This is a genomic window from Nocardia cyriacigeorgica (assembly GCF_010858045.1).
GTDB classification, from domain to species: domain Bacteria; phylum Actinomycetota; class Actinomycetes; order Mycobacteriales; family Mycobacteriaceae; genus Nocardia; species Nocardia cyriacigeorgica_E.
The window spans coordinates 49,837-72,608 of the sequence record NZ_JAAGVC010000029.1 but is presented as its reverse complement, the minus strand read 5'-3'; the positions used below and the strand labels follow the sequence as shown (position 1 = coordinate 72,608).

General features: G+C 64.8%; 26 protein-coding genes and 1 pseudogene. 18 read left to right on the top strand and 9 right to left on the bottom strand.

The genetic code is table 11. The annotated features are described in order from the left end of the window. Window positions 1–736: 736 nt before the first annotated feature. On the bottom strand, window positions 737–1,240 hold the full coding sequence (locus GV790_RS31295) for a hypothetical protein (RefSeq protein ID WP_256673442.1): 504 nt from the start codon (window positions 1,238–1,240) through the stop codon (window positions 737–739). Here GV790_RS31295 and GV790_RS31900 point away from each other — a divergent pair. The 13 genes and pseudogenes from GV790_RS31900 to GV790_RS21255 all read left to right on the top strand — a co-directional run. After that, window positions 1,205–1,531: pseudogene (locus GV790_RS31900) on the top strand (toxin glutamine deamidase domain-containing protein); the annotation flags it as partial. The gene GV790_RS31295 and the pseudogene GV790_RS31900 sit on opposite strands and share 36 nt — an antisense overlap. A 151-nt stretch (window positions 1,532–1,682) precedes the next feature. Next, a complete protein-coding gene (locus tag GV790_RS31290) occupies window positions 1,683–2,201 on the top strand; it encodes a hypothetical protein (protein ID WP_256673441.1) in 519 nt (172 codons plus the stop codon). A 113-nt stretch (window positions 2,202–2,314) separates the two neighbouring features. Beyond that, the gene (locus tag GV790_RS31285) at window positions 2,315–2,761 is read left to right on the top strand and encodes a putative adhesin (RefSeq protein ID WP_256673440.1); all 447 of its coding nucleotides are present in this window, start codon (window positions 2,315–2,317) and stop codon (window positions 2,759–2,761) included. A 14-nt stretch (window positions 2,762–2,775) separates the two neighbouring features. Then, complete coding sequence (locus tag GV790_RS21300; protein WP_163815294.1) at window positions 2,776–3,201, top strand: DUF4279 domain-containing protein; 426 nt, start codon at window positions 2,776–2,778, stop codon at window positions 3,199–3,201. A gap of 22 nt (window positions 3,202–3,223) precedes the next feature. Further along, on the top strand, window positions 3,224–3,655 hold the full coding sequence (locus tag GV790_RS21295; RefSeq protein ID WP_163815292.1) for a DUF4279 domain-containing protein: 432 nt from the start codon (window positions 3,224–3,226) through the stop codon (window positions 3,653–3,655). Between the two features lie 436 nt (window positions 3,656–4,091). Beyond that, a complete protein-coding gene (locus tag GV790_RS21290) occupies window positions 4,092–4,655 on the top strand; it encodes an SMI1/KNR4 family protein (protein WP_163815289.1) in 564 nt (187 codons plus the stop codon). Window positions 4,656–4,782: 127 nt separating this feature from the next. After that, window positions 4,783–5,259, top strand: a complete 477-nt coding sequence (locus GV790_RS21285; RefSeq protein WP_163815287.1) for an SUKH-3 domain-containing protein — start codon at window positions 4,783–4,785, stop codon at window positions 5,257–5,259. Between the two features lie 67 nt (window positions 5,260–5,326). After that, window positions 5,327–5,728, top strand: a complete 402-nt coding sequence (locus GV790_RS21280) for a hypothetical protein (protein WP_163815285.1) — start codon at window positions 5,327–5,329, stop codon at window positions 5,726–5,728. A gap of 27 nt (window positions 5,729–5,755) precedes the next feature. Beyond that, window positions 5,756–6,508 carry a TNT domain-containing protein gene (locus GV790_RS21275; RefSeq protein ID WP_163815283.1) on the top strand — a complete coding sequence of 251 codons (753 nt, stop codon included), beginning with the start codon at window positions 5,756–5,758 and terminating at the stop codon, window positions 6,506–6,508. Next, a complete protein-coding gene (locus tag GV790_RS21270) occupies window positions 6,505–6,771 on the top strand; it encodes a hypothetical protein (protein WP_163815281.1) in 267 nt (88 codons plus the stop codon). The genes GV790_RS21275 and GV790_RS21270 overlap by 4 nt, the downstream gene beginning before the upstream one ends. Window positions 6,772–6,835: 64 nt before the next feature. Further along, complete coding sequence (locus GV790_RS21265) at window positions 6,836–7,387, top strand: hypothetical protein (RefSeq protein WP_163815279.1); 552 nt, start codon at window positions 6,836–6,838, stop codon at window positions 7,385–7,387. A gap of 117 nt (window positions 7,388–7,504) precedes the next feature. After that, the gene (locus GV790_RS21260; RefSeq protein ID WP_163815277.1) at window positions 7,505–7,936 is read left to right on the top strand and encodes a hypothetical protein; all 432 of its coding nucleotides are present in this window, start codon (window positions 7,505–7,507) and stop codon (window positions 7,934–7,936) included. A gap of 664 nt (window positions 7,937–8,600) precedes the next feature. After that, a complete protein-coding gene (locus GV790_RS21255) occupies window positions 8,601–9,146 on the top strand; it encodes a hypothetical protein (protein WP_163815275.1) in 546 nt (181 codons plus the stop codon). Between the two features lie 122 nt (window positions 9,147–9,268). Here GV790_RS21255 and GV790_RS21250 read toward each other — a convergent pair whose 3' ends face one another. After that, window positions 9,269–9,826 (bottom strand): TetR family transcriptional regulator, encoded by a 558-nt coding sequence (locus GV790_RS21250; protein ID WP_163815310.1) that lies wholly within the window; start codon window positions 9,824–9,826, stop codon window positions 9,269–9,271. A 111-nt stretch (window positions 9,827–9,937) separates the two neighbouring features. On the opposite strand from GV790_RS21250, the gene GV790_RS21245 reads away from it, so the two are divergent. After that, window positions 9,938–10,819, top strand: a complete 882-nt coding sequence (locus GV790_RS21245; protein ID WP_163815273.1) for an SDR family NAD(P)-dependent oxidoreductase — start codon at window positions 9,938–9,940, stop codon at window positions 10,817–10,819. Between the two features lie 268 nt (window positions 10,820–11,087). Here GV790_RS21245 and GV790_RS21240 read toward each other — a convergent pair whose 3' ends face one another. From GV790_RS21240 to GV790_RS21215, 6 genes are all read right to left on the bottom strand, one after another. Further along, window positions 11,088–11,792: a class I SAM-dependent methyltransferase gene (locus GV790_RS21240; protein WP_256673439.1), complete on the bottom strand. Its 705-nt coding sequence runs from the start codon at window positions 11,790–11,792 to the stop codon at window positions 11,088–11,090. 303 nt (window positions 11,793–12,095) lie between these two features. Continuing rightward, window positions 12,096–12,872, bottom strand: coding sequence for an IS21-like element helper ATPase IstB (gene istB / locus GV790_RS21235; protein ID WP_425343128.1), 777 nt, complete (start codon window positions 12,870–12,872; stop codon window positions 12,096–12,098). 14 nt (window positions 12,873–12,886) lie between these two features. Continuing rightward, a complete protein-coding gene (gene istA, locus GV790_RS21230) occupies window positions 12,887–14,398 on the bottom strand; it encodes an IS21 family transposase (RefSeq protein ID WP_163815267.1) in 1,512 nt (503 codons plus the stop codon). Window positions 14,399–14,565: 167 nt separating this feature from the next. After that, on the bottom strand, window positions 14,566–15,867 hold the full coding sequence (locus GV790_RS31670; RefSeq protein WP_163815265.1) for a helix-turn-helix domain-containing protein: 1,302 nt from the start codon (window positions 15,865–15,867) through the stop codon (window positions 14,566–14,568). A gap of 760 nt (window positions 15,868–16,627) precedes the next feature. Beyond that, on the bottom strand, window positions 16,628–17,401 hold the full coding sequence (gene cobM / locus GV790_RS21220; RefSeq protein ID WP_163815263.1) for a precorrin-4 C(11)-methyltransferase: 774 nt from the start codon (window positions 17,399–17,401) through the stop codon (window positions 16,628–16,630). A gap of 14 nt (window positions 17,402–17,415) precedes the next feature. Continuing rightward, window positions 17,416–17,841: a PPOX class F420-dependent oxidoreductase gene (locus GV790_RS21215; RefSeq protein WP_163815261.1), complete on the bottom strand. Its 426-nt coding sequence runs from the start codon at window positions 17,839–17,841 to the stop codon at window positions 17,416–17,418. Window positions 17,842–18,040: 199 nt separating this feature from the next. Between GV790_RS21215 and GV790_RS31275 the strand changes: the two genes are divergently transcribed. Both GV790_RS31275 and GV790_RS21210 read left to right on the top strand, forming a co-directional pair. Continuing rightward, window positions 18,041–18,163, top strand: coding sequence for a hypothetical protein (locus GV790_RS31275; RefSeq protein ID WP_256673438.1), 123 nt, complete (start codon window positions 18,041–18,043; stop codon window positions 18,161–18,163). A 643-nt stretch (window positions 18,164–18,806) separates the two neighbouring features. Then, window positions 18,807–19,193 (top strand): hypothetical protein, encoded by a 387-nt coding sequence (locus GV790_RS21210; RefSeq protein WP_163815260.1) that lies wholly within the window; start codon window positions 18,807–18,809, stop codon window positions 19,191–19,193. A 29-nt stretch (window positions 19,194–19,222) separates the two neighbouring features. Here the strand turns inward: GV790_RS21210 and GV790_RS21205 are convergent, their stop codons facing one another. Then, window positions 19,223–20,143 carry a LysR family transcriptional regulator gene (locus GV790_RS21205; RefSeq protein WP_163815258.1) on the bottom strand — a complete coding sequence of 307 codons (921 nt, stop codon included), beginning with the start codon at window positions 20,141–20,143 and terminating at the stop codon, window positions 19,223–19,225. A gap of 139 nt (window positions 20,144–20,282) precedes the next feature. On the opposite strand from GV790_RS21205, the gene GV790_RS21200 reads away from it, so the two are divergent. Together GV790_RS21200 and GV790_RS21195 are read left to right on the top strand one after the other, a co-directional pair. After that, the gene (locus GV790_RS21200) at window positions 20,283–21,692 is read left to right on the top strand and encodes an MFS transporter (protein ID WP_163815256.1); all 1,410 of its coding nucleotides are present in this window, start codon (window positions 20,283–20,285) and stop codon (window positions 21,690–21,692) included. Window positions 21,693–21,780: 88 nt separating this feature from the next. Then, entirely contained in the window at window positions 21,781–22,548 is a 768-nt protein-coding gene (locus GV790_RS21195; protein ID WP_163815254.1) for a 3-hydroxybutyrate dehydrogenase, read from the top strand. The last annotated feature ends 224 nt before the right edge of the window (window positions 22,549–22,772 follow it).

Below are 22,772 nucleotides of genomic sequence, written 5' to 3'. Positions count from 1 at the left end.
TCCCGGACGCCCGCGCCCCCGAATCCACCCCTCCTCCCAACCGCATCAGCAGCGAATCTCCCTCGATCCCAACCCAAGACAGCCAATCCCCGTCCACACCCTCGCTCTCTGGCCAGACCGATCCCACCCGCACGACACACCCGCAATCCGGAACTACACCCCACAACGGATCGCCCTCCCACGACGTGGCCCGGCGAATTCCGTCGCAGTCTGGTACGACCGATACAACCTCTGCGGCAACCCAATCCCACGGCAACAAACCGTCGAGCATCCCATCGCGGCCGACCACTACACCCCAATCCACGGCCTCCCCGGGCGCCGCTCACATCCCCGAACAGTCACGCCAGAACCGCCCAGCCGCCCCAGGCCGCACCGGCAACCCCCGGGTACCCACCCCCATTCGCCGCGCCCGCATCCTCATCAGAACACGCCGCCGCTAGTCCGCCAGGCGCGGCAAACACCTACCGCACAAGCACGCGCGGCCCGCGAGTTCTATCGCAATCGCCCACCAATCGATGGCCGAACAACGCCCGTTTCGACCTCCCGCAACCGCGACTCTCGGCAGCGGTCGGGATATGACGTCCGACGATACCAACTTCCCTCTGGCGAACAACTTTCGGTTATATCCGTTCGAGTCAACATCAACGCTGCGCGAAACGTCCCACCGCAAGACGTCCGGCAGTTCATGGAATCAGTGGAGCGTTCTGTCGACCGCACTTTCAACACCGAGCAACGTCTACTCAGCGGTGACGCCCTCCTGGTCGACGTCGTATACACCACCGACCCGGCAGACGCCCATCTCCAACTGACTGTGGACAACAACCGCGAGAACCTGAGCGCCATACCACCCCACAGCAACACCGATATCGCTACCAACCAGATTCGTCACCAACTCGGCCTCCCCGTGCTGCCGACACACGGCAACCCGGTGCTCACTCAGGACGATCTGCGCCAAATCAGCGATGACATAGCGGCGAGTAATACGCCGACACGGCTCGGCAATCCATCCGACCTCAGAAGATTCGGCAGTACCCAGCTTCAACCGGTAGAGCACGTCGAATACCAAACTGCCGTCCAGGATTCGCTCCGCCAAGGAAACGGGTTCCAGATCGGCGCCGACCCCCGGACACATCCCTACGGCCAGCTCATAAACGACGGTGGCCCGACCGTAGCCGGCCGCGGCAACAACTGCCTCGACTGCTCGTTGTCGGCGCTGTCGTCGTTCTTCGGTAACCCGCAAGTCTCCGCACCACGATGGCCAGATCTAACCGAATCCGGCACCGTCGACGACCGCTCCGGAGAACGCAGCGGACTGAGCCGAGCCGAACGCTGGCTCGGGGGAGGCCTTCTCAGCTATCACAACGGTGAAAGGTCTGTCCCTGACCAGTTCGCAGCGATGCATTCCTGGGTTACTCAGCTGGGTCCTGGATCGGCAGCGCTGGTCGTCAACGAATGGCACGAGTGGAACCCCGAAACGCAGCAATACGAGTACAACGCCGACGGAACTCCCCGCTCCGGAGGCACGCACGCCACCGTAATCGTCTACCCTCACGGCGCGACCGGCCCGGTGTGGTGGGATCCGCAGACCGGAGAAATGTCCGACCATCCACCTACCTACATGGCAAACACATCACTCAATGTGTGGTTCACACCAGTCCCTGCCGATCAAGGAGTCAACTACCATGCCAGCGCCGTACAGAACCAAGGAACAGGTCCAGCAGTACCTGGAGCAGATCTTCGGCGCGAGCCAGAATTATCGCATCGGGGCGTTCGAGCACGGCTGGCTGTGCAGCCCTCAACCGGGACCGGACATGACGTTCAGCCAGACCATCGGGATGACCAGCCTGGTAGTCAACGCCGAGACCGGAGTGGTACACCGGTACCCGAGCTGGCCGGGACCGAAGATCGTCGACGACTACACCCGAGCGATGCACACCGGACAACCACCGACCGCACGCCAGGTCTACCCACCTCAGATTCGCATCGATCTTCGCCGCACCAACGAGACGGTGGACCTGATCGAGTACCAGCTGACGGAACTCGCCGAGCGGAAGCCACCGAACACCTTCCAACTCCTGATCAACAAGCAGACGCTGGAATACCAGCCGACCGGGACCACGTCGGCAGTAGCGACCTCATGGCTGGACTGGCGCAAGAACCAGGACGGGACCTGGCCGGAGGCGGGCACGACAGAGTACTGACACCTGACCACCAGAACACTCCGGAACCACCTCCCTATAACGTCGACCAGCTCATCGGAACAGACGAACCGGCCCGCGGCCCTGATGACCCACTGCCTCCCTCGCAGGAAATCATGGACGCATTACGGGCGCACGGCATGACGCCGGTCGACATGTCCAACTACTCGTCTTCAGATGGCCACTACTACGCTCAGCGAGTCCTGGCTGGAGGGCGCGGGGATGGTGAGACCGTGTTCGCCGGCCATGGTGTTTTGATGAGGGATGCCGGAACCACCGTTGTCCCCGAGGGCACATATATCTCGTTCTATGTCGCCGACGGTGAATTGCTGCCAGGACTGAATGGACTCGCGGTCGAGGCCGGGGTATATCCGACTGGGTATTACGTCGAGACATTCGGCCCCGGAGACACGATTCCCAACTACACTCTGAGAACGCCCGACAGACTCAGCATTATGGAGAACTCCTCCACTGTCAGTGAGGCGGCCACACTTGCCGACCTTTTGCAGCCAGGTATGGGCAATACCCATTGGGCGGCATGTCGAGAATGGAGACTCGTATGAGATATGATCGGAACGTGGGCCACACTCAGGACGCGAGTAGCGAGTTGTTCAATTATTCGGAGCAACAGTGGAATTCGATCGAGGTCTCACTCACGTTGTCGCACACCGATCTCGATCCGGACAGCGTCTCTGACCTGCTCGACCTGACGCCGACCCGATCCGCGCAGCCGGGCACCGCAGTCATGTCCGCCGACGGTATCTGGGCAATCGACTTCCACAGCCACGGCCCTCACGACAATCCTGTCGAAAGGGCAATGTCGACCATCCATGACCATCTCTCCAAGATCGAGCAGCTGGTCAATTTCGGCGTGTCTGCACAAATTTCGATCTACGGACATGTCCAGGATGGCTCTACGCTGCGTCTCTCTGAGAACGAGATCGCGCGTCTTGCGGATATATCGATTCCTATCGTCCTCGTCCCCAATGCCAACGAGCGCTAATTTCGGAAGGTCAAGCTCGGATATGACTGAAGAGTGGACGTCCACGACTTCATTTCTCGTAGTCTCCAGAGAAGATCTCGACCCAGAAGAGATCTCCGGTCGACTGGAGCTGGAGCCAACAATCGCACTCGCACCAGACAAATCACGACCATTCAAGAACGGTGCAGGGCTATGGTCGATCTCCGCTGACACACGCACGGAAAGCACCGATGCGCAGCTGGAATCGTTATGCAGTTCCACCCTTGCCATTCGCGACCGACTCGAGTCTCTTCGCGAGGAGGGGCATACCATCGAACTGATCGTAGTAGGACACGTGTCGGGAATTCATCAGATCCCGATTGCTCCGACTACGCTACGGAGCTTGCAAAGGCTGAACCTCCCTGTAGCGTTCACCACACGACGAGCCGCCTCCGAAGAAGACCTCTTCTGGGCCGACTTCGACATGCACAGCTGACACACACCGCGCCGACGAGCATGGCTATTGGCAACAAGAAATTACTCGAGATCCTTCGAAACCTGACGTCCGAAGATCCGGATTCGAGAGATCGCGCTTGTGGCATAGTGGCCGATCTAGTCTACGCTTTCGATACCCACGAAATGAATAGTGTCTCGAGCACGCTCGCAACGCTGGCCGTCGAAGAAACCGATAAACGTCTACGGGAGAGTGAACTTCACGCCCTCATGGAACTGGGCGACTCGCCCTATTTCGACGCCAAGTTCGTCAGCACTTTGAATGAGATCGACAGAAACACTCTCGTTGGATCCGAAATAGAGTACTTCGAGTACTTCGACGCAGAATATTTCAACCGACAATAATGATGCTTCAAGGCCGACCGACCCCATCGCAGGCCTTGAATGACGCTCCGTGGAAATGGCTTCAGACTGTACTGATGAGCATCGAGGGACAGGCATCCGCCAACGCAATCCGACACATCTTCGACAGAACCGTGGCGGAAGGCTGGAAACCCGAGTCGGTCACTGGCGCTTCAGATGCCGAGATAGACGCATGGGCAGCCGACCAGGGTGCATCTCGAGTGCCGGAGGCTCTTCGGGAGGCAATGCGCCTGATCGGCGTGCGCCGCGGATACTGGCAGCCGGGTACCTCGCTCGGAGTACATTCGATAACCGCACAAACGAAGCGGCACGCGCTCGCCACACTATCCCAGTTATCTGATCCCTTCGTCGATTCCAACGGCCTGCTCGTCATCGCCGAACATCAAGCTTACGAATACCAGGTTATTGACGGCGGCGACCTGGCCGTTGCCGATCCACCTGTTTGGTGCATTGTTGAACAGGAATCCGCGATAAAGCGTTGGAACACTGTGACGGAATGGTTCGAATCGATACGCCCGAGCATCGTCGATTACCGCGCCCGAGCCAGCCTGAGGTTACGTCGAGGAAAACCCTTACCTGCCTCCTGGTCCGAAAATTTCCACATCGACCGACTCGTATGAACGAAGGCGACGGACTGAGCTCCGCCGCCCAGATCAGAGGCCGAAACTCGTCGAACCATGGGAAATGGCGACAGCCATGCCTGGGAGACTCTTACCTTCTGGGACTACTCGAGATCAGGTGGTAGAAATGACAGACTTTGCATGGCCAACCCGCACAACATCCGAAGTCGTGACCGCGGCGGGATGGACACCTGAGCGAAAATTCAACGCACAGCCGTGGCTCGATGAGTTGAGGGATCAGGGATTCTTCTTCTCGGAATATTCGATAGATGTCATCACGAGCTTCGGAGGTCTCGTAATCCCGCCACAGCGCATAGAGGGAGCGCTGTACGCCGGCACCCGGATCCAGTTCGACCCCATGGAGGTCGGCGATGGCATGCGCGAGCGATACGAAGGGATCGAATCCCGGTTGGGCCAGATGCTTTCGCCGCTGGCCGACTGTGGAGGGGAAAGCGCGTTACTCATCGCGGAGAACGGATCTGTACTACAAGATTGGTCCGGTGGCATTCGGCTGCTGGGCGACAACTTTCCCGACGCGCTTGATCTAGCAATTCGCCGGCACAAATGGCCAGAAACGATAATCGAGTTCCGCAGTGGTGAATAGTATCCGCTCGACGACGGCGGATGCGCATACGGAAGACTTGGCACGATCCGACAAGGAGACCTGAGCGATGTACATACTGCCCGATTTCGATGAAGTCGTCGCACAACTCGATGACGCCGACGATGAGTCGCCGCTCGAGCAGGTACCCCTGCGGGAGCGGGTCGGTGTGCTGGACGAGGATCTTCGCGCACCCCTGGCTGCGTACCTGGATGAATCCAGCGCTCTCTGGGTTACCGCGTCGATCGATGATCCCTTGGACCCGAGCAAGAAACGGGTAGTGTCGATCGGTTATTCGACCGATGGGACGTGGGCGTGGCCTTCGTATTGGGGGTATTTTGTGCGGCAGTACGGGGTGGAGGTGCCTGCCGAGTTCATTGCCCATGTGCGGGAACGGAACTTCGCTCCTGGGGTTCTCGATCGGGATGCGCTGCGGGCTGCGGAACGCGAGTTCGAGAAGCTGCTGGGCTGAGTCGGCAGGCTGAGGAGAGGGCAGGACGTGGATTACAACGAGCTCGGGATGATATTGCGCGGGCTGCGCGTACCCGAATCTATTTACTCGATCGGCCGGTTGGCCGACGATCATTATTGCCTGGTGCCCGGGGAGGACGACGGCACGTTCGAGGTCTTCTGGTACGAACGCGGCGGCCGGCACGATCGGTGCGTGTACACCCGGCAGGATGCCGCGTGCTGGGGCATGCTCGGCATGATCGGCGGCGGACTCGACGGGTCGCAGCCGCTGGCTCCTGGCAGAGGGACCGCGGGTGCGCTTGGCGGTGCGCCGATTTCGCATCCAGCCGTGCAGGCTTTGCTGGACGATGATGCGGGCGGCGTTTTCGGCGAGTTCACCGAAGATGATTGGGTTCAACGGTTCGTCGTGCCGGAGGATCGCACACTGCCGATGGGCGTCCGTCGATTGATCTGGCCGGATCCGAAACAACACCCGGACGGATTCGCCGACCCGACGGGCCGGGCACCGATCCGGCTCCAACCGGGCCGCATTCTGGACTCGTTCGGCTCGACGTACACCCGTCTGATGTACGACATGGGAACGCCCTTCGTCGAACGCTCGCTCCCGATCGACTACGCGCATTCGGGTTATCGCCGCTGGCGAGTGATCAGCGAGACGGCGGTGTGGGCGGGCCCGGTCGCACCATGGTTCGGCCAGCCCGGCGGCGGCACCCAATACTTCACCCTCATGCCCGTCGTCGACCTGGTGGGCTCGAAATTCATCGAGGAGATCGCACAATGACCGGAGCTGGGCTCTTTCCCCAGGACCCGACCAGCCAGCTGGCCCAGTTCTCCAACGTCGAAACTCCGAGTTCGCTGGTGTCCGAGGGCCGATTGCGCGAACAAGCCTGGTGCATGATCGAAGCCGAGGACGGCTGGTGGGATGTGTTCTACTACGAACGCGGTTGCCGAACCCAGAACCTGGGCCGCGCCAACTCCCGCCTCGCCGCCCTCCGCCTGCTCGGCGGGCGAATGCTGGTCACCGACATACTCAATCGGAGCTGAGCCGCCGTCACACTCAACCCGGTTGGCTCGTACCACAATTCGCATGCAGTCCAGGAGTCGTCTGATGCCGCCGCCATTTCGATCAATCGAGCAGGTCCAGCACTACCTGGAACAAATCTTCGGCCCCGATCGGGATTACCGCATCGGCCCGATCGAGCATGGCTGGCTGTGCAGCCCGCAACCGGGGCCGCACATCACGTTCAGCCAAACGATCGGAATGACCAGCCTCGTCGTCAACACCGAGACGGGCGTGGTGCATCAGTATCCGAGCTGGCCCGGTCCGAAGATCACCGAAGACTACGCCGAAGCAATGCGGACGGGGCGATCACCCGCGGGCGGTCAGGTCCACCCGCCGTTGATGCGAGTAAGCCTCCAGCGGATCACGGAGAATGCTGACCGCATCGAATATCTCGTCACCGAACTACCGCGCCGTCGGCCGCCGCACGAGTTCCGTCTGATCATCGAGAAACGCGCCCTGGGATATCAACCGACGGAGACGACCGCCACAGCCGTGACATCATGGCTGGTCGAGAGGCTGAACCAGCATGGGTTCTGGCCGGAATCGGGACGGATACTCGTGAGCGAGGCTGCGGCCGGCGAGATCGGTGGACCGTAGGTCCCGACATTTCCCTCGACCTGCCCGCTCGACGGCCTGTAATCCCTACCAGATCGATGCTCCCGGCCTGGCACCGAGGTCGGGAGAGTCATAACCGCCCGCACCCTGGATTGGACCATGAAACCGCGCTTCTTCAGGTATTTCGCCCGCTCGGTCAGACTCGAAAAGACTCCTGATGGGCGCGATGTCGGCATCATCCTCAACAATCGGACCGGCCGGTTCGAGGAAGCATCGATCGAGATAGTCGAAGCCATTCTCGGCGCCCGAACAGAAAGTGACATTTCAAATATCGGTTCCGAGAGCGAATTCATTCGCGCTACCGAGCAGCTTCGCATGCACTACCTCCGCGGCGAAGGGCCGATCTTCGCCTTGTACGAAACAATAGAGGCAACCTTTGATCGCAGGCACGAAGAGCAACGCAAACTGACCCCCGACGAGCTCGCACTTATCACCACCCTCTACAAACGCACCTTCAAGATGTGGGAGGACGAGTTCGCGAGACAGGATGCCGGGCAACCGCCGTCGTTCAGCTATAGGACCACCCTTTGACCGGGTTCGTATCTGCAGGTTCCGAGCTGGTCTCGTATTTCGCCCGGCGCAACGCCTCCGGGAGGACCGGCATCCTGCGTCAGCTCCCTGGCGGCCGCACCGAATCCTTCGGCCCGGCCGGCACCTGGGAAGCCGTGAAAATACCAGATCCCGCCGAGGATCCAGAAGCAACACCGGTGACGGCCGAGAACGCTGCGCTGGAGATCTACCGGCAACGCGAAAGTGGCGCGGTCCCGAGGGTGGAGGGGGTCGCTATCCCGCTCCTCCCCCGAAGCACGGAGCCTGCACCGCGGCCCGGCGCCGGACCGGTCGACATCTATCAAGCCCAAGCCATCGCCGACGAGTGGATGGGCCGCGCCACCTCCGGCAAGCCAGGTCGTGGCGGAGTGTACGAGTTCGACGAGGGGTTCGTGGTCTATCCGCTGGTACCGGCGATCGAGGAAACACCTACCAGCGAATCGACACCACGTCGCCCGAGGCCACGACGAGCCGGCGGTGGAGTAGGGGTTATCGACAGACGAACCGGTCGTCTGTCGCTCTGGCCGAATCTCCCGCACAGGGAAGTCGCCGACATATATCGACGTTCCCGAGCCCAGCGATAGTCGGGCGCGAAAGGTCTCGTGCACAATAGGTTTCACTGAGACGAGCAGGAGGGGGACGGAACATGGTGGGGCGGTTCGAAACGCCGGAGCAGGTGCGGGAATACCTGGCGGGCGCTCTCCGAACAAATCGCACGTTCTGGGTTCTTCCGACCGAACACGGCTGGGTAGCGCAGGAAGTCCTTACACCAGAGGAGATGGCGAGCGGCCAGGGTGTGGGTCTGGGGAATTACGTCGTCAACCGGCAGACCGGGGTTATCACGGCTCACTCGAGTCTGGCGCCCCAAACGATCGGGGAAATGTACGACGAAGCGATCCGGACGGGCCGGCCGGTGCAGGGCTACCAGGTGTATCCGGCGACGTGGAGGGTGCACATCGAGCGGACAAGGGAGACCGCGGCGGAGATCGAATATCGAGTCCAGGCCGAATCATTGACGGTGCCGCCGGCGGAACCTCCAGTGCAACGCCTACTCACGATCAACAAACACAGCCTCCGGTATCACACGGACACCCGCGCGACCCACGTCACCTGCCGACAAGCGACGGGATGGGCGCAGGCCCGCAGCCGCCAGAACGGGACGTGGCCGCCGACCGGGACCTTCGAGTTCTAGCAGGAACAGATGCCGAGCGGCCCGGCTGCCGATCACGATTCCCAGTGGCCGGCCTATCAGCGCACCCGATTCCTAGTTGCTGCGGGGCAAGACGATTGTCACCGACGGCAGGGTATCGACCGTCAGCGCTGAGGCGTGTCGGGGGCCACCTGGACTTGATCGAATCCTTGGTCGAGAAGCATTCGGCGGTCCGACTTCCCGCCTGATCGCACCCAGTGGCTGGACACTGCATCGAGTACGGCCGTTGCGGCGTTGGTGAGTAAGTCGGCTGTGTATGCGTCGACCGCTGAGCCTCGTCGGTCCTTGAGCGCGTCGCTGACTCGCTGTCGCCATTCCGCTCGTCGCTGGTGGAGTCTTCCGACCAGTGCAGGCGTGGCCTCGATGAGTTGCAGGGTGACGAGGACCTGCTCGCTGGCCTGGATATCGTCCAGCCGGGCACGGAATACGTGATGGAGGGAATCCCAGGGGTCTTCGTCCGCGGGTCGGGCGGAGATGTCGGCGACCACGTCCTCGCCAGTGAGGTCGATGCCGTCGAAGACCACGTCTTCCTTGGTGGGGAAGTACCGGAAGAAGCTGCGCTTGGTCATGCCGGCTGCTCGCGCGATCTGATCGACGGTCGTGTTCTCGAAGCCCTGTCGGGCGAACAGGTCGATGGCTATCTCGGCGATCTCCGCCCGCACAGCCCGTCTCGTCCGTTCCCGAAGTCCTTCGCCCATACACTCAGACTACTTCTCGACACTTAGCGACTATACTGTCACCAAGTGACACGTTCGAGGAAGTGGAGTGGTGACGTGGAAGGCAAGACTGTGCTGATAACCGGAAGCACTGGAGGGATCGGGAAGGAGACCGCGCGACGGCTGGCAGGGCTCGGCGCGAGCGTCATCCTGGTCGGGCGCGACAGAGACCGTGCCGACGCCGCGGCAGCGGAACTCCGCGGCTCCAGCGGCAACAACAGCGTCGAGGCGATCACAGCGGACATGTCACGGCTCGGCGAAGTGAAGCGCCTCGCCGACGAGGTCGGCAGCCGGAACAGCAGCGTCGACGTGCTGATCAACAATGCGGGAGCGACGAGGTCGCACCGAGAGGTGACCGAGGACGGCCTCGAAACCGCATTTGCGGTCAACGTCGTCGCACCGTTCTGTCTGACGCACTGGCTGATGCCGGCGCTCATAGCCTCGGGCGCCGGTCGGGTCATAAACATCACCGGCGGCATCCCGAAAGGCGGTATCGACCTGGACAACCTCCAGGGCGAGAAGTCCTACGTCGGCCTCTCCTTCTACAACCAGACCAAGCTGGCACAGATGGCGATGAGCTACCGCTTCGCCCAGGAGCTCGAAGGGAGGCCGGTGACGCTGAACGTGGCTTACCCCGGTCACGCCTACACCTCGATGAACAAGAGCCTCACCATCGGCACGTACCCACTACTGGCCCGCCCGATCGTGCCGCTGTTGCGACTGGCGATGCCGGTCGTCTATGGGCACCGGGCGCTGCTCGCGGCCACGCGGTCCAGTGTTTATCTCGCGTCCAGTCCCGAGGTTCGAGAAACCAGCGGCACCTACTTCAACAGCAAGGCCGCCCCGACCCGATGGCCCGACGCCGCCTTGGACGAAAGGACCCGAAACACCGTCTGGGACCTGTGTGCGACACATCGCGACCGGCTGACCGCAATGTGATCCCGTTGTCGCGCGAACGGACCGACAAGACAAGACCCACGCAACGCTCCTCTCAGCGTCGAGGGCAGACGTAGGAGCTGAGTCACCACCGCCGGTGTCGCCTGTCCCCCGACTCTGCCGTGCGTATCGACGAACATCGAGTCTGCTGCGATACGCCACGGCTGGCGTCGATTGTCCGGTCCACATGTGGTGCTCGACGAAGGACGGCCGAGGACGGCTCACGAGCGGTCGTCTCATCGAGGCCCTGGGCGCGCACATCATCCGACCGCTACACGGCCTCCAGGACGAAGAACAGGAAGCTCAGGAACGCTCCGGAGGTGGTTTTCGGCAGGGCGTCGGGGAAACGTTGGTGGGCGCCCGGTGCGGGTGGGGGTTCGCTGATGGTGGTGGTGCGGAAGCCGGCGGCGGTGAAGGCGTCGGTCATGGCGTGCAGGGGGCGGTGCCAGTAGGTGAGCACGGCCCTTTGACCGTTGAAGCTGTATTCCTCGGAGTGCTCGACGGTGGCGAAGTAGTCGGCGTCGCGGTAGGCGAGTTTGAAGATGAATGGGTGGTTGACGGAGATGATGAGCCGGCCGCCGGGTTTCAGCACGCGGCGGAATTCGGCCAGCGGGGCGGTCCAGTTCTCCAGGTAGTGCAGCACCAGGGAGGCGATGACGTCGTCGAACGCGGCATCCGGGTACGGCAGCGGATTCCGGATATCGGCGACTCGGACAGCAGCGTCGGCGCCGAGTCGCTGGCGGGCAAGCTCCACCATCTTCGTGCTGGAGTCGAAGCCGGTCACGATGGCGCCTCGGTCGCGCAGCGCCGCGAATATCGGTCCGGAGCCGCAGCCGGCATCGAGAACCTGGCGGCCGGTCACGTCGCCGGCCAGGTCCACGATCGCGGGCCGCGCGTAGTAGCCGTTGATGAGGTTGTCTTCGGTTTCGGCGGTATAGCCCTCGGCGAAGCCGTCGTAGTCGTTATCGACAGCCATATCGACTGCATCAGCGGAACTTTCGGGCACGTACCCCATCCTGCCGGTGAACCGGACCCGGCGCCAGGAGGACGCTACACAAGCCTCTACAGGTGTAGTCCTTCACCAGCAGTCCGGGTAGGGATGGACCGTCAGGCGGCGGTATCGGAAAGCTTTACGAGACATCTGACAGGACCAGTTCGGACCTGCCCGGGTGCAGCTGTGTCAATGGCCAATTGGACCTCCCCGTAGGCGGCCAGTTGATTTCCCCGCTGGTGGCCAGTTGGGGTTCCCCAACGGCGGCCAGTTTGCTCCCCAGCAGGTTTAGCGCAGCGGCTTCACCCCCTCGCCGTTGGTGGCTTGGGCGAGGCGGTAGCTGTCGCCGTCGGTGACGACGACGTGGGCGTGGTGCAGGAGCCGGTCGACCGTGGCGGTGGCCAGGGTTTTCGGCATGATCTCGTCGAACCCGGAGGGGTGCAGGTTCGAGGAGACGGCCAGGGCTCGTCGTTCGTAGGCGGCGTCGACGAGCCGGTAGAAGCCTTCGGCGGCGTCGGGTGAGACCGGCAGCAGGCCGATGTCGTCGACGATGATCAGGTCGGTGCGGATCAGTCGGGTGATCGCGCGGGAGACCGAGTCATCGACGCGGTGTCGGCGCATGAGGGCGCCGAGGTCTTCGATGGTGAACCAGGCGACGGTGAGCCCGGCCTCGACCGCGGCCTGGCCGAGGGCTTCGCAGAAGTGGCTCTTCCCGGTGCCCGACGGGCCGCAGATGGACAGGTTTTCCTTGTTGCGCACCCATTCCAGGGTTTTCAGCGCGTCCTGGGTCGGCCGTGGGATCGAGGACGCGGCCTCGTCCCAGTCGCCGAAGGTTTTCCCGGCGGGGAACCCGGCGCGTTTGCGGCGGGTCCGCAGGTTCGTGGCGTCGCGACCGGCGGCTTCTTCGGCGAGCAGGACGCGAACGACTTCGGCGGGGTCCCAGCGTTGAGCTTTCGCGGTCGGGACCAGATCGGTGAGGGCGCGGCGCAGGTAGGGCAGTTTCAGGCGTTTGGTCAGTGCGATGGCCTCGGCGAGAGGGTCGCCGGTTGGGGCGGCAACGCGCAGCGGGGCAGACAATGTCAGTGGTCCCTTCCGGGGTCGGTGGTGGGCATGCCGAAGCGAGACCAGGCCGAAGTGCCCGGTTGCAGGCTGTGATCCTCGCCTGCTCGGGTCGGCTCGGCGTGGTCGCGGCCGAGGTTGTGGGTCAGGATCCGGATCAGGTCGTTCTCGGCGAAACGTCCTGCGATCGCAGCGATTCCGAGTGCCCGGTCGACCTCGGCAGGCGGGTGCAGTTTCGCGAGCGTGACTGCTTCGGCCATCTTTGCCCGGATCCGGCGGGTCCCGGCCGCGGCGGCTTCGGTCAGCCAGGCCGAGGCCCCGTCCCCGAGAGCGAGGAAGACCGCTTCTTCGGCATTGCCCGGCTTCGGTTTTCGATCGGCATGCGGATCGGGCCGGGGTGGATAGTGCTCGGGGTCGATCGACGGGTTTCCCGGCGTCGCCCGCTGATGTCGGGCGACTTCGACCGGGCCCGAGTCACCGACGGTGGTCACGATCAGCTCGTCACCGTGGAACCGGACCCAGACACGAGTATCGACCAGCTGATGCGGAACCGAATACCGCACTCCCTCAACCGAAACCGTCGAATCCCAGTTCACCCTCCTGGTCGTGCCGAACGCGACGGTGAACGCGGTCTTGGGCAACGGATGCAACCGATTTCGTTCCTCGGCCAGCGCCTCGACCGGGCGGCGGCGGGTCTCTCGATGCTCGCGATCGTTGACCTCGGCGCAGAAATCCCGGCAAGCCGCCTCCAACCCACCGAAGGTCCGATACTCGCCGAGCAGGTTCGTCTCGGTCGGGACCAGATCCGCCTTGGCGATGCGCACGGTCGCTTCCGAACCGCCCTTGGTCTGCGGGTCCGCGGGAACACAGGTCCGGATCGTCAGCCCGTAATGGCGGCCGACCTCGACGATCTCCGGGTGCCGGACCGCAACCCCGGCGATATGGGTCACCGACACCGTCTTCTCGTTATCGGTCAACGCATAAGTCGGAACCCCACCGATCCGCCGCAGTGTTGCGTCCAGACACGACACCACCGTCGGCAGCGTTTTGTCCATTACCGGGATCACCACCCGAAACCGTGACCACGCCAACCACGCGCACCACAACTGGGTCCGACGCCCGTCGATCACCGGCCCGGTACCCCAGTCCCACTGCAACCACAACCCAGGCTCGGTGATCCATGGCCGGAACACGCGCCGTTGACCTTCCCGCAGCTGCTGTTTCACCTGCGCCACCACCCGGCGGGTGGTGCGTTCACCCCCGGTGAACCCCATCGCGGTGATCCGCTGATGCACCACATCAGCACGGATCCGGCCGTTGGACCGGACCACGAGTTCTTCGATCTTCGGTAGATATTCGTCGATCGGGCGAGCCCGATGCTCCCGCGCGACCGGGGACTCGCCCGCCGCCCGCAACGCGACATACCGGGCGACCGTGTGATGATCGCAGCCGGCCAGCGCCGCTGCAGCACGGAACGAACCCGTGAGGTCGTATGCCTCCAAGATCTCCATGATCTCCCTACTGCTCTTCACGCCGCACGAGCCTGCCCGCGCGACAACCAGGACAAATCACCTGGGGAGATATCTGGCCATCCCTGGGGAATTCGATGGCCACCAGCGGGGCCCTAAGTGGCCGCCCATGGGGAGAATCTCATGGCCGCTGACACAGCTGCCCTCGCGAGAACTCGACTCTGTGCTGATTACCGAGCGCTGACCAACCGGTCGTATCGGCGGCGGAAGCGGGCGGCTGTGTCGGAGGATGCGTGGTGGGCGGCGGCTCGGACGGGGCGGAGGTCGGCGAGTAGGCGGGGGGATCGGACGGGGCCGTCGAGGAGGTCCAAGGCGGAGTTGGCTGCGGTGATGGCTTCGGTGAGGTCGCCGAGGCCGGCCAGGGAGGCGGCGTAGTAGGTGCGGTAGGAGGCTTCGTCCCGGGGGAGGTTGCCGGGGCGGGTGAGGCTTTCGTGGAAGAGGATGGCGGCGCGGTGGTGTTGGCCGAGCATCTGGTGGCCTTTGGCTGCTAGGACGCGCAGCTCGGGCTCGGTGACGAACCTCAGCCATACGGGATCGTTGGCGTCATCGAGACCGCGATCGACTTCGCGCCATACCGAATTCGTTGCACGTTCGAACTCCCGGTGCTCACCGACCGCCGCGTAGGCGGTAGCCAAACGGGCGGTTCGTAGCGCGTTGAGACGCGCCGAGGGAACGTGCCTGGCCAGCTCACTGGTTCGCTGCGTCACGCGGATCGATTCGCGGCTCTTTGTCGGACGGTCCGTCAAGGTGATGCTGAGCCCGCCCAGCGCACCGGCCATCAGGTCGTCGTCGCCGCTGTGCTCGGCCAGCATGACAGCGTCGGTGTAGCAGCGGCGGGACACAGCACGCTCGTTCGCGTCGTAGGTGAGCCAGCCGACGCAGCTCGAAAGCCAGCCGGTGGCGGCGATCAATTCGGCACCGATGCGCGGCCCGTACTCCCCGTAATCGAGCAACCTCCGCGCCAACCGGTACTGCTCCAGCGCGTAGCGCGCGATCCCTCCCCCGCCGAAGCGGTTGTCGTGCTCCCACAGTCGGCGGGTCAGGTCGTGGAGGTAGGTGATGTGCGGGGTGCCGACCTTCACCGGGCCAGAGGTATCGGCGGCGGCGCCGGTGATGGCGACCGTCGTTGCCAGGCCGAACTGTCTGCGGTTCACGTCCTCGGCTCCTTCGTCCCCGCTTCCGATGGTCCCCGGACCTTCGGTTCCGAGCAAGAGTGGGACGAGGGCCGTGCGTGGGATGCCCAGTGCGTCGGCGGCGCGGCACAGTTCGCGCACGTCGAAGATGGTGCCGACTTCGCCGCGCTCCACTCGGCCGGTGTGCGTGCGATCCCAGTGCAGTAGTGCCCCGAAGTCGGCTTGGGACAGGCCCATCTGTTGGCGCACCAGGGCCAGCGCCCGGCCGGGCCTGCCCGCGGCGAGGAGCGTGCGGAACGCGGGCATTTCCCATGCGTTGGTGAGCTTTTCGTCGTCCATCCATTGCCCCCTGCGATGTGCGGTCAGCGAACTCTAGCCCCGAAACCGCACGTCAGGGATGTCAACGGCAGATTCTGCACATCACTGCTGCGCAGTTTTCGGCGTCGCCGCACCCCCGCCCGCCCGCGAAGCTGATCCCGCACCCGGCGCCGGGCCGATGCCGATCCACTCGGCACACCGACCGGCAAGGCCGCCGCCCGGTGGCGAAAGCCCCCGGCGCCGAGTACCCGACCCGAAAGGCACCCATGGACACAGCGATTCGACGACGTCAGGCGGGCTGCGCGCCGCAGCGGCCGGTCCCATGTCCCCCTCGTCAGATGTCGGACGAGGAGTTGGCAAGGGAGGTCGCGATGTTGGTGGCGGTTCGTGATGGGCTGGTGCGGCTTGTGGAGCGGGGGTGAGCGGGGTGGATTCTTGGCATGTGTTGACGGGGGTTGTGTCGGCGCTCGCGGGGTGCGGTGCGGCAGTGTTGATCGTGGGGTGCGTGTGGCCGGCCGACCGGCCGGAACCGCCGGCACCTCGGCGGGCGCGTGCGACGCGGCCGACGGTGCCGGGCTTCGATCCGACGGCGTGGACCTGCGGGTTGCCGTTGGCGCCGCTCTCGCTCGAGGACGCGCATCGCGCGATGCAGCATCACCGCGAGCACGATTGTGCTCGTAAGCGCGCCGCGTTCGTCACATTGGTTGCGGCCGGGCGCATCACGCCGGATTCGAGGCGACAACGCACTCGATGACGGCTGCGTGCCAGCTGGATCGCGACGCTAACCGCCGAACGATCCGGCACCGCCGAGGTCACGGTCCCGGCCCGGGTCGTACAAATGGGACCCCACACAGGAGATTCCAGATTGCAGGGCTCGGCCGACGAGGATGACGGCGGCCTGGCGCAATTCCGCGGCGTCTACCTGGTCTGCGATATCGGCGAGCGTGCCGCGCAAGACCAGTTCCTCGGGCTGGCTGGCCCGGTAGACGACCGCCGCGGGGCAATCGGGGCCGTGGAACTCGGCGAGTTCGGCGGCCAGGGTGCGGATGCGCGTGATGGCCAGGTGCAGGACGAGAGTGGCTCCGGTGCGGGCGAATTCGGCCAGGGCCTCGGATTCGGGCATGGCCGTGGAGCGGGCCTGGGTGCGGGTGAGGACTACCGATTGCACCACCTCGGGGACGGTGAGTTCGGTGCCGAGGATGGCAGCCGCGGCGGCGTAGGCGGGGACGCCGGGCGTGACGTCCCAGGGGATGTTGTGCGCGTCGAGGCGGCGGGTCTGTTCGGTGAGGGCGGAATAGATCGACGGGTCGCCCGAGCAGAGGCGGGCGACGTCGCGGCCGGATTCGTGGGCGCGCACCAGGTGGGCGATGATCTGGTCGATATCCAGGTGCTGGGTGTCGATCAGCTCGGTGCCGGGCGCGCAGTGCGCGAGCACCTCCGGGTCGAGGTAGGTGCCCGCGTACAGGCAGACCGGGGAGCTGCGCAGCAGTTCGACCGCGCGGACGGTCAGCAGGTCCGCGGCGCCCGGGCCGGCGCCGATGAAGTGCACGGTCATGCGGGTGAGTCTATTCAGCCGGTCATATCGAAGGCCGCGATGACCTTGTGCGGCCGCACCCGCACCACCAGCTCCCCTGGCACGCCGTTGCGTTTGCCGAACTCCTCGGCCCGGTCAGCACCCATGTAGCGGGCGCCGATCGCGGTGGCGGTGCGGACCAACTCGTCGAGGTCCTCCGACAGTGTTGCCGTGCCCTGGACCTGCACGAACGCATACGGCTCCTGCTCGAGATCCACGCACAGCGCGATGCGGTTGTCGCGGGCCAGCGCTCTGCCCTTGGCCGAGGTCTTGCCGGTGTTGAACACCAGCTCTTCGCCCTCGACGATGAACCACACCGGAACCACCACCGGCCGCCCGTCCCCCGCCGTGAACGCCACCTTGGCCGTGCGAGTGCCGTGACCGAGAAACTCACGCACCTTCGGATCCGTCAACGAAGCCATCCGCCCAGCCTAGAGCCGCGATCGTCCGATGCCCGCGCACAACGAACGCATGTCACGCCCGCTCCGGTCGGTCGGCGCCGAAGGGCCAGGTGGTCATCACGCCCATCAGCAGTTTTCGCACCCGCCGCGAACGGACTGGCTTTTATTTTTTTCTGACGTATGGTCGAAGCCAGTTGGAACTTCGAAAGCAGGAGCGACAATGGGTGACAAATCTCGCGGCAAGACCATGAAGAAGCCGGCCAGCACGATCAAGGAGCGCCGGGCCGCGAAGCGCGAGCAGGCGGCGAATGAGTCGGTGATCGTCCGTAAGCGCAAGGGCTGATCGGGTTTTCGCTCGCGCCGAGCCACACGGAACCGGGCAGGCGGCGTTTCGATCCACAGCACCCAGAAAATTCACACCGACTAGTTGGCGACTATTTTTTCCCGGTCGAATACGGGATTCACAGCAGGATGTACCGCCGTGCAAAAAAAGCGCGGCGGTTGCCGTTAAAAGGCCGGTCGTTTTACCTGAGGAGTACTCATGACTTCATCCGGAATCGCGGAGCGAAGAACACATCGCGGGTCGAGTTTCAGCACCGCGGAGATCAAGGCCCGCATCAAGGACATGTTCGACGCGAGGACGCAGCACGTACGAGCAGACGGGAACGGCAGTCGTGATCGTGACGAAGGGGAACCGTAGCGGCAGCGCGATACGCGCGCGGCCGCAACGCTGTACGCCGTCGACACTCTCGGCAGCCGGACGATCACCGGCCGTGATCGGCCGGCCGACGCGCCTACTCGAGGCGGTGGTCGCAGAGCTCCGCCGCAACGGCATACCCGCGAGCTACGGTGGCGCACCTAATATTTCGGTGCCCTTGCCCGAGGCCCACCGGGTGGACGATCGAGATCGAAACCACCACCCAGCGACCGGGAAGACGAGCCCACCGACGGCCGCCGAACCCGGAACCGCGGCGATCATCGTCCTCGTGGATCGCTCGCTGATCGAGTTCTCGTTCGGCGACCGGACGGGCAGCGCGACGGTCATCCGGCGGCTCGACCGCGCCCGGCGAATCCGCTCGATCGAACGCCAGATGCGGGATATGGCAACCAATTCAGCGCTGAGCATCGCCGCACGCCGCCTGCTCATCGTCTGCGACGCCGGTCGAACGTCGCCGGCGGAGCGGGCGGAAGCGATCCGCTGGGTGCGCGGCCTGGCACATCGCATCGGCTACGAATGTTCGATCAACGGGCTGCACGGCCTCGGCACGTGGTACACGGTCGTCGTCCCCGGCACCGATATCGCCCACGCCTCGCGATCGGTGGTCGAGTGGTACCGGAAGGGGCATCTGCCGTCAACGGTCCGGCGCCGGTGAACGGGCGTGGCGCCGGACCGCACGAACCCTCAGTGCCTGCCGAGTAGCGCAGGCTGCTGTTCGGCGACCAACTGCACCAGAGCGTCGACGACCGCCGACACCTCCGGGCGGCGCAGGGTTTCGGGACGCGACACCAGCCAGTAGGACAGCCGGATGGCGACGGCTTCGGGCAGGACGCGGACCAGATCGGCGTGGCGGTCGGCCATGAAACAGGGCAGCAGGCCGAGGCCCGCGGCGGCGCGGGTGGCTTCGACGTGGACGAAGACATTGGTGGAGGTCACCGAGTCGGGCAGGGTAGGGACGAAGCTGGAGGCCAGATCCAGATCGTCCACCTGGAGCATGGAGTCGATGAAGTAGACCAGCGGATGTCCGGCCAGATCGGCGATGGACGCAGGCGTTCCGTGCTCGGCCAGGTAATCGCGGGAGCCGTAGAGGCCGAGACAATAGTCGCCGAGTCGAATCGCCTTGGCGCGCTGCACCTGTGGTTTGCCCACCACCACCTCGATATCCAACCCGGACCGCTGCTGGGACGCGCGCCGAGTCGTCGCCACGATCTCGACCGCCACCCGCGGATGCTCTCGCCGCACCCGCGCGGCGGCGGGCGCGGCGAGATAGGCGCTGAAACCGTCGGTCGCCGACATCCGCACCACCCCCTCCAGCTCGCGCTGCCCCCGCGGGCCCGCCATGAACTTGACGGCCGTCTCGATGGTCTCCGCCGCGACCAGCGCGGTGCGGCCGAGTTCGGTGAGCTCCCAGCCGCCCGCGGCTCGGGTGAGCACCCGCCCGCCGAGGGCCTGTTCCAGCGCGGCGATCCGGCGGGCGATGGTGGTGTGGTTGATACCGAGCTCGTTCGCCGCGGTGACGTAGCGTCCCGACCGTCCGACGGCCAGCAGGACCAGCAGATCATCGGCGCTGGGACGACGAGCCGGACCCGGAGCGGACGCGTTCATTTCTGCATTTTTGCAGATACGCCCTGCGCATCTGGTCATTGCCGCCGACATCGGTGTGCGCTGATACTCATCGTCATGGCCTGTGGCGGCCATCACATTCGATCAGTGATGTGGTCGCGATGATGAGGGAGTTTCGACGATGAGCGTGCACGACGCGGCGAAGACCGATGACAAAGGAGTACCGACCGGCCTGCGGAGAGTGGTCGCCGCGTCGATGGCGGGCACGGTGGTCGAGTGGTACGAGTTCTTCCTGTACGGCACCGCCGCGACGCTGGTGTTCAGCAAGGTGTTCTTCGCCGAGACCACCAGCGATCTGGATGCGATCCTGGCCGCGTTCGTCACCTACGCGGTGGGCTTCGCGGCCCGCCCGCTCGGCGGCGTCGTCTTCGGTCACTTCGGCGACAAGTACGGCCGCAAGAAGCTGCTCCAGTTCAGCCTGCTGCTGGTGGGTGCGGCGACGTTCCTGATGGGCTGTTTGCCCACTTTCGGCCAGGTCGGCTATTGGGCGCCGACGCTGCTGGTGATCCTGCGGTTCATCCAGGGATTCGCCGTCGGCGGTGAATGGGGCGGCGCGGTGCTGCTGGTGGCCGAGCACAGCCCCAACCGCAGCCGCGGATTCTGGGCGAGCTGGCCGCAGGCCGGTGTGCCCGCGGGCAATCTGCTGGCCACGGTGGTGTTGCTGGCGTTGACCTCCACGCTGTCGGACGCGGCATTCCTGAGCTGGGGTTGGCGGGTCGCGTTCTGGCTGTCGGCGGTGGTGGTGCTGATCGGCTACTACGTGCGCACCAAGGTCACCGACGCGCCGATCTTCGTGGCCGCGCAGCAGGAGGCCGAGAAGGCCCGTGCCACCTCGTTCAGCGTGGTCGAGGTGCTGAAGCGTTACCCGCGTGGGGTTTTCACCGCGATGGGCCTGCGCTTCGGCGAGAACATCATGTACTACCTGGTCGTCACGTTCACCATCACGTACCTGAAGGTGCAGGTCGACGTCGATACCGACACCATCCTGTGGTGGCTGCTGATCGCGCACGCGATCCACTTCTTCGCGATCCCGATGGTCGGCAGGCTCAGCGACCGGTTCGGCCGGCGCCCGGTGTACCTGCTCGGCGCGATCACCGCGGGCACCTGGGGCTTCTTCGCCTTCCCGATGATGGACAGCGGCCACAACGCGGTCATCCTGGCCGCCATCATCATCGGCCTGCTGTTCCACGCGCTGATGTACGCCGCGCAGCCGGCGATCATGGCCGAGATGTTCCCGACCCGGATGCGGTACTCCGGTGTCTCGCTCGGCTATCAGGTGACCTCGATCGTCGCGGGCTCGCTGGCCCCGATCATCGCGGTGCGGCTGCTGGACACCTTCGACTCCTCGGTGCCCATCGCCTGGTACCTGGCCGGAGCCTGCGCGCTCACCGCCGTCGCGGTGATCGTCGCCCGCGAGACGAGTGGGCTGGATCTGGCCGAGATCGACTCGGCCGATGCGAAGTACCTGGCGGGCGAGGCCGCACGGGCCACCGCACCCGCACCCACTCCGGCCCCGGTGACGGCGAAATGATCGGCATCCAGCGTGGGCCGGTCGGCCGGGACGACCGTCCCGGCACCGCGCCCGGACGCGCGAGAACCAGCACATCCGCTGCGAGCCCATGCACTCGAAGGGCGGCGCGGTGAACACGCTCGAAGGGCGCCGCGCCCTGGTGACCGGCGGGGCGAGCGGGATCGGCGCGGCCTGCGCCCGGGCGCTCGCCGCCCGCGGGGCCCACGTCACCGTCGCCGATATCGATGAGGTCGGCGCGAAGGCGCTGGCCGAGGAGCTCGGCGGCAGCGCGTGGGGCGTCGATCTGCTGGCGGTGGGCGAACTCGAAGCGCTGACGCTCGAGGTCGAGATCCTGGTGAACAATGCCGGTATCCAGAGCATCGACCCCATCCCCGAATTCGCGCCCGAGCGGTTCCGCACCCTGATGAGGCTGATGGCCGAGGCACCGTTCCTGCTGATCCGGGCCGCGCTCCCGCACATGTATGCCAACGGGTTCGGCCGGATCGTCAATATCTCCTCGGTGCACGGGCTGCGCGCCTCGGAGTACAAGGTCGCCTACGTCGCCGCCAAGCACGCGCTGGAGGGCATCTCCAAGGTCACCGCGTTGGAGGGCGGCAGGCACGGTGTGACGAGCAACTGCGTCAACCCCGGCTATGTGCGCACCCCCCTGGTCGACAAGCAGATCGCCGACCAGGCCCGCACCCACGGCATCGCGGAAAGCGAAGTGCTGGAACGCATTCTGCTCACCGAGAGCGCGATCAAGCGGCTGGTGGAGCCGGAGGAGGTCGGCGCGCTCACCGCCTGGCTGGCCGGGCCGGAGGCGGGCATGGTCACCGGCGCGTCCTACACGATGGACGGAGGTTGGAGCGCCCGGTGATCGGTCGGTGGCGGGTGCCGGTGCGCGGGACCGCGGCAAGTCCACCTGGTCAGGCCAGAGGCCGCGCCGCTCGCTCCAGCACCCGACGTGCCGGGTCGGCGCTATGAGGGGGCCGATCCGGCACACCGACAGCCGCCATATCCGGCCAGGCGGCCGCAACCCTGACACGCGCCTCGAGCGCAGCCGTCGCGAGCAGGGCGCCTACTTGACCGTTCACAGCCAAG

Excerpts from the sequence above, each read along its gene's own strand:
- GV790_RS21240 (WP_256673439.1), bottom strand. The coding sequence starts at position 11,792 with ATGGCTGTCGATAACGACTACGACGGCTTCGCCGAGGGCTATACCGCC.
- GV790_RS31285 (WP_256673440.1), top strand. The coding sequence starts at position 2,315 with ATGGACGCATTACGGGCGCACGGCATGACGCCGGTCGACATGTCCAAC.
- GV790_RS21260 (WP_163815277.1), top strand. The coding sequence starts at position 7,505 with ATGAAACCGCGCTTCTTCAGGTATTTCGCCCGCTCGGTCAGACTCGAA.
- GV790_RS21200 (WP_163815256.1), top strand. The coding sequence starts at position 20,283 with ATGAGCGTGCACGACGCGGCGAAGACCGATGACAAAGGAGTACCGACC.
- GV790_RS21290 (WP_163815289.1), top strand. The coding sequence starts at position 4,092 with ATGAGCATCGAGGGACAGGCATCCGCCAACGCAATCCGACACATCTTC.
- GV790_RS21270 (WP_163815281.1), top strand. The coding sequence starts at position 6,505 with ATGACCGGAGCTGGGCTCTTTCCCCAGGACCCGACCAGCCAGCTGGCC.
- GV790_RS21265 (WP_163815279.1), top strand. The coding sequence starts at position 6,836 with ATGCCGCCGCCATTTCGATCAATCGAGCAGGTCCAGCACTACCTGGAA.
- cobM (WP_163815263.1), bottom strand. The coding sequence starts at position 17,401 with ATGACCGTGCACTTCATCGGCGCCGGCCCGGGCGCCGCGGACCTGCTG.
- GV790_RS21280 (WP_163815285.1), top strand. The coding sequence starts at position 5,327 with ATGTACATACTGCCCGATTTCGATGAAGTCGTCGCACAACTCGATGAC.
- GV790_RS21195 (WP_163815254.1), top strand. The coding sequence starts at position 21,781 with ATGCACTCGAAGGGCGGCGCGGTGAACACGCTCGAAGGGCGCCGCGCC.
- GV790_RS21215 (WP_163815261.1), bottom strand. The coding sequence starts at position 17,841 with ATGGCTTCGTTGACGGATCCGAAGGTGCGTGAGTTTCTCGGTCACGGC.
- GV790_RS21205 (WP_163815258.1), bottom strand. The coding sequence starts at position 20,143 with ATGAACGCGTCCGCTCCGGGTCCGGCTCGTCGTCCCAGCGCCGATGAT.
- GV790_RS21295 (WP_163815292.1), top strand. The coding sequence starts at position 3,224 with ATGACTGAAGAGTGGACGTCCACGACTTCATTTCTCGTAGTCTCCAGA.
- GV790_RS31275 (WP_256673438.1), top strand. The coding sequence starts at position 18,041 with ATGGGTGACAAATCTCGCGGCAAGACCATGAAGAAGCCGGCCAGCACG.
- GV790_RS31670 (WP_163815265.1), bottom strand. The coding sequence starts at position 15,867 with ATGGACGACGAAAAGCTCACCAACGCATGGGAAATGCCCGCGTTCCGC.
- GV790_RS21255 (WP_163815275.1), top strand. The coding sequence starts at position 8,601 with ATGGTGGGGCGGTTCGAAACGCCGGAGCAGGTGCGGGAATACCTGGCG.
- GV790_RS31290 (WP_256673441.1), top strand. The coding sequence starts at position 1,683 with ATGCCAGCGCCGTACAGAACCAAGGAACAGGTCCAGCAGTACCTGGAG.
- GV790_RS21285 (WP_163815287.1), top strand. The coding sequence starts at position 4,783 with ATGACAGACTTTGCATGGCCAACCCGCACAACATCCGAAGTCGTGACC.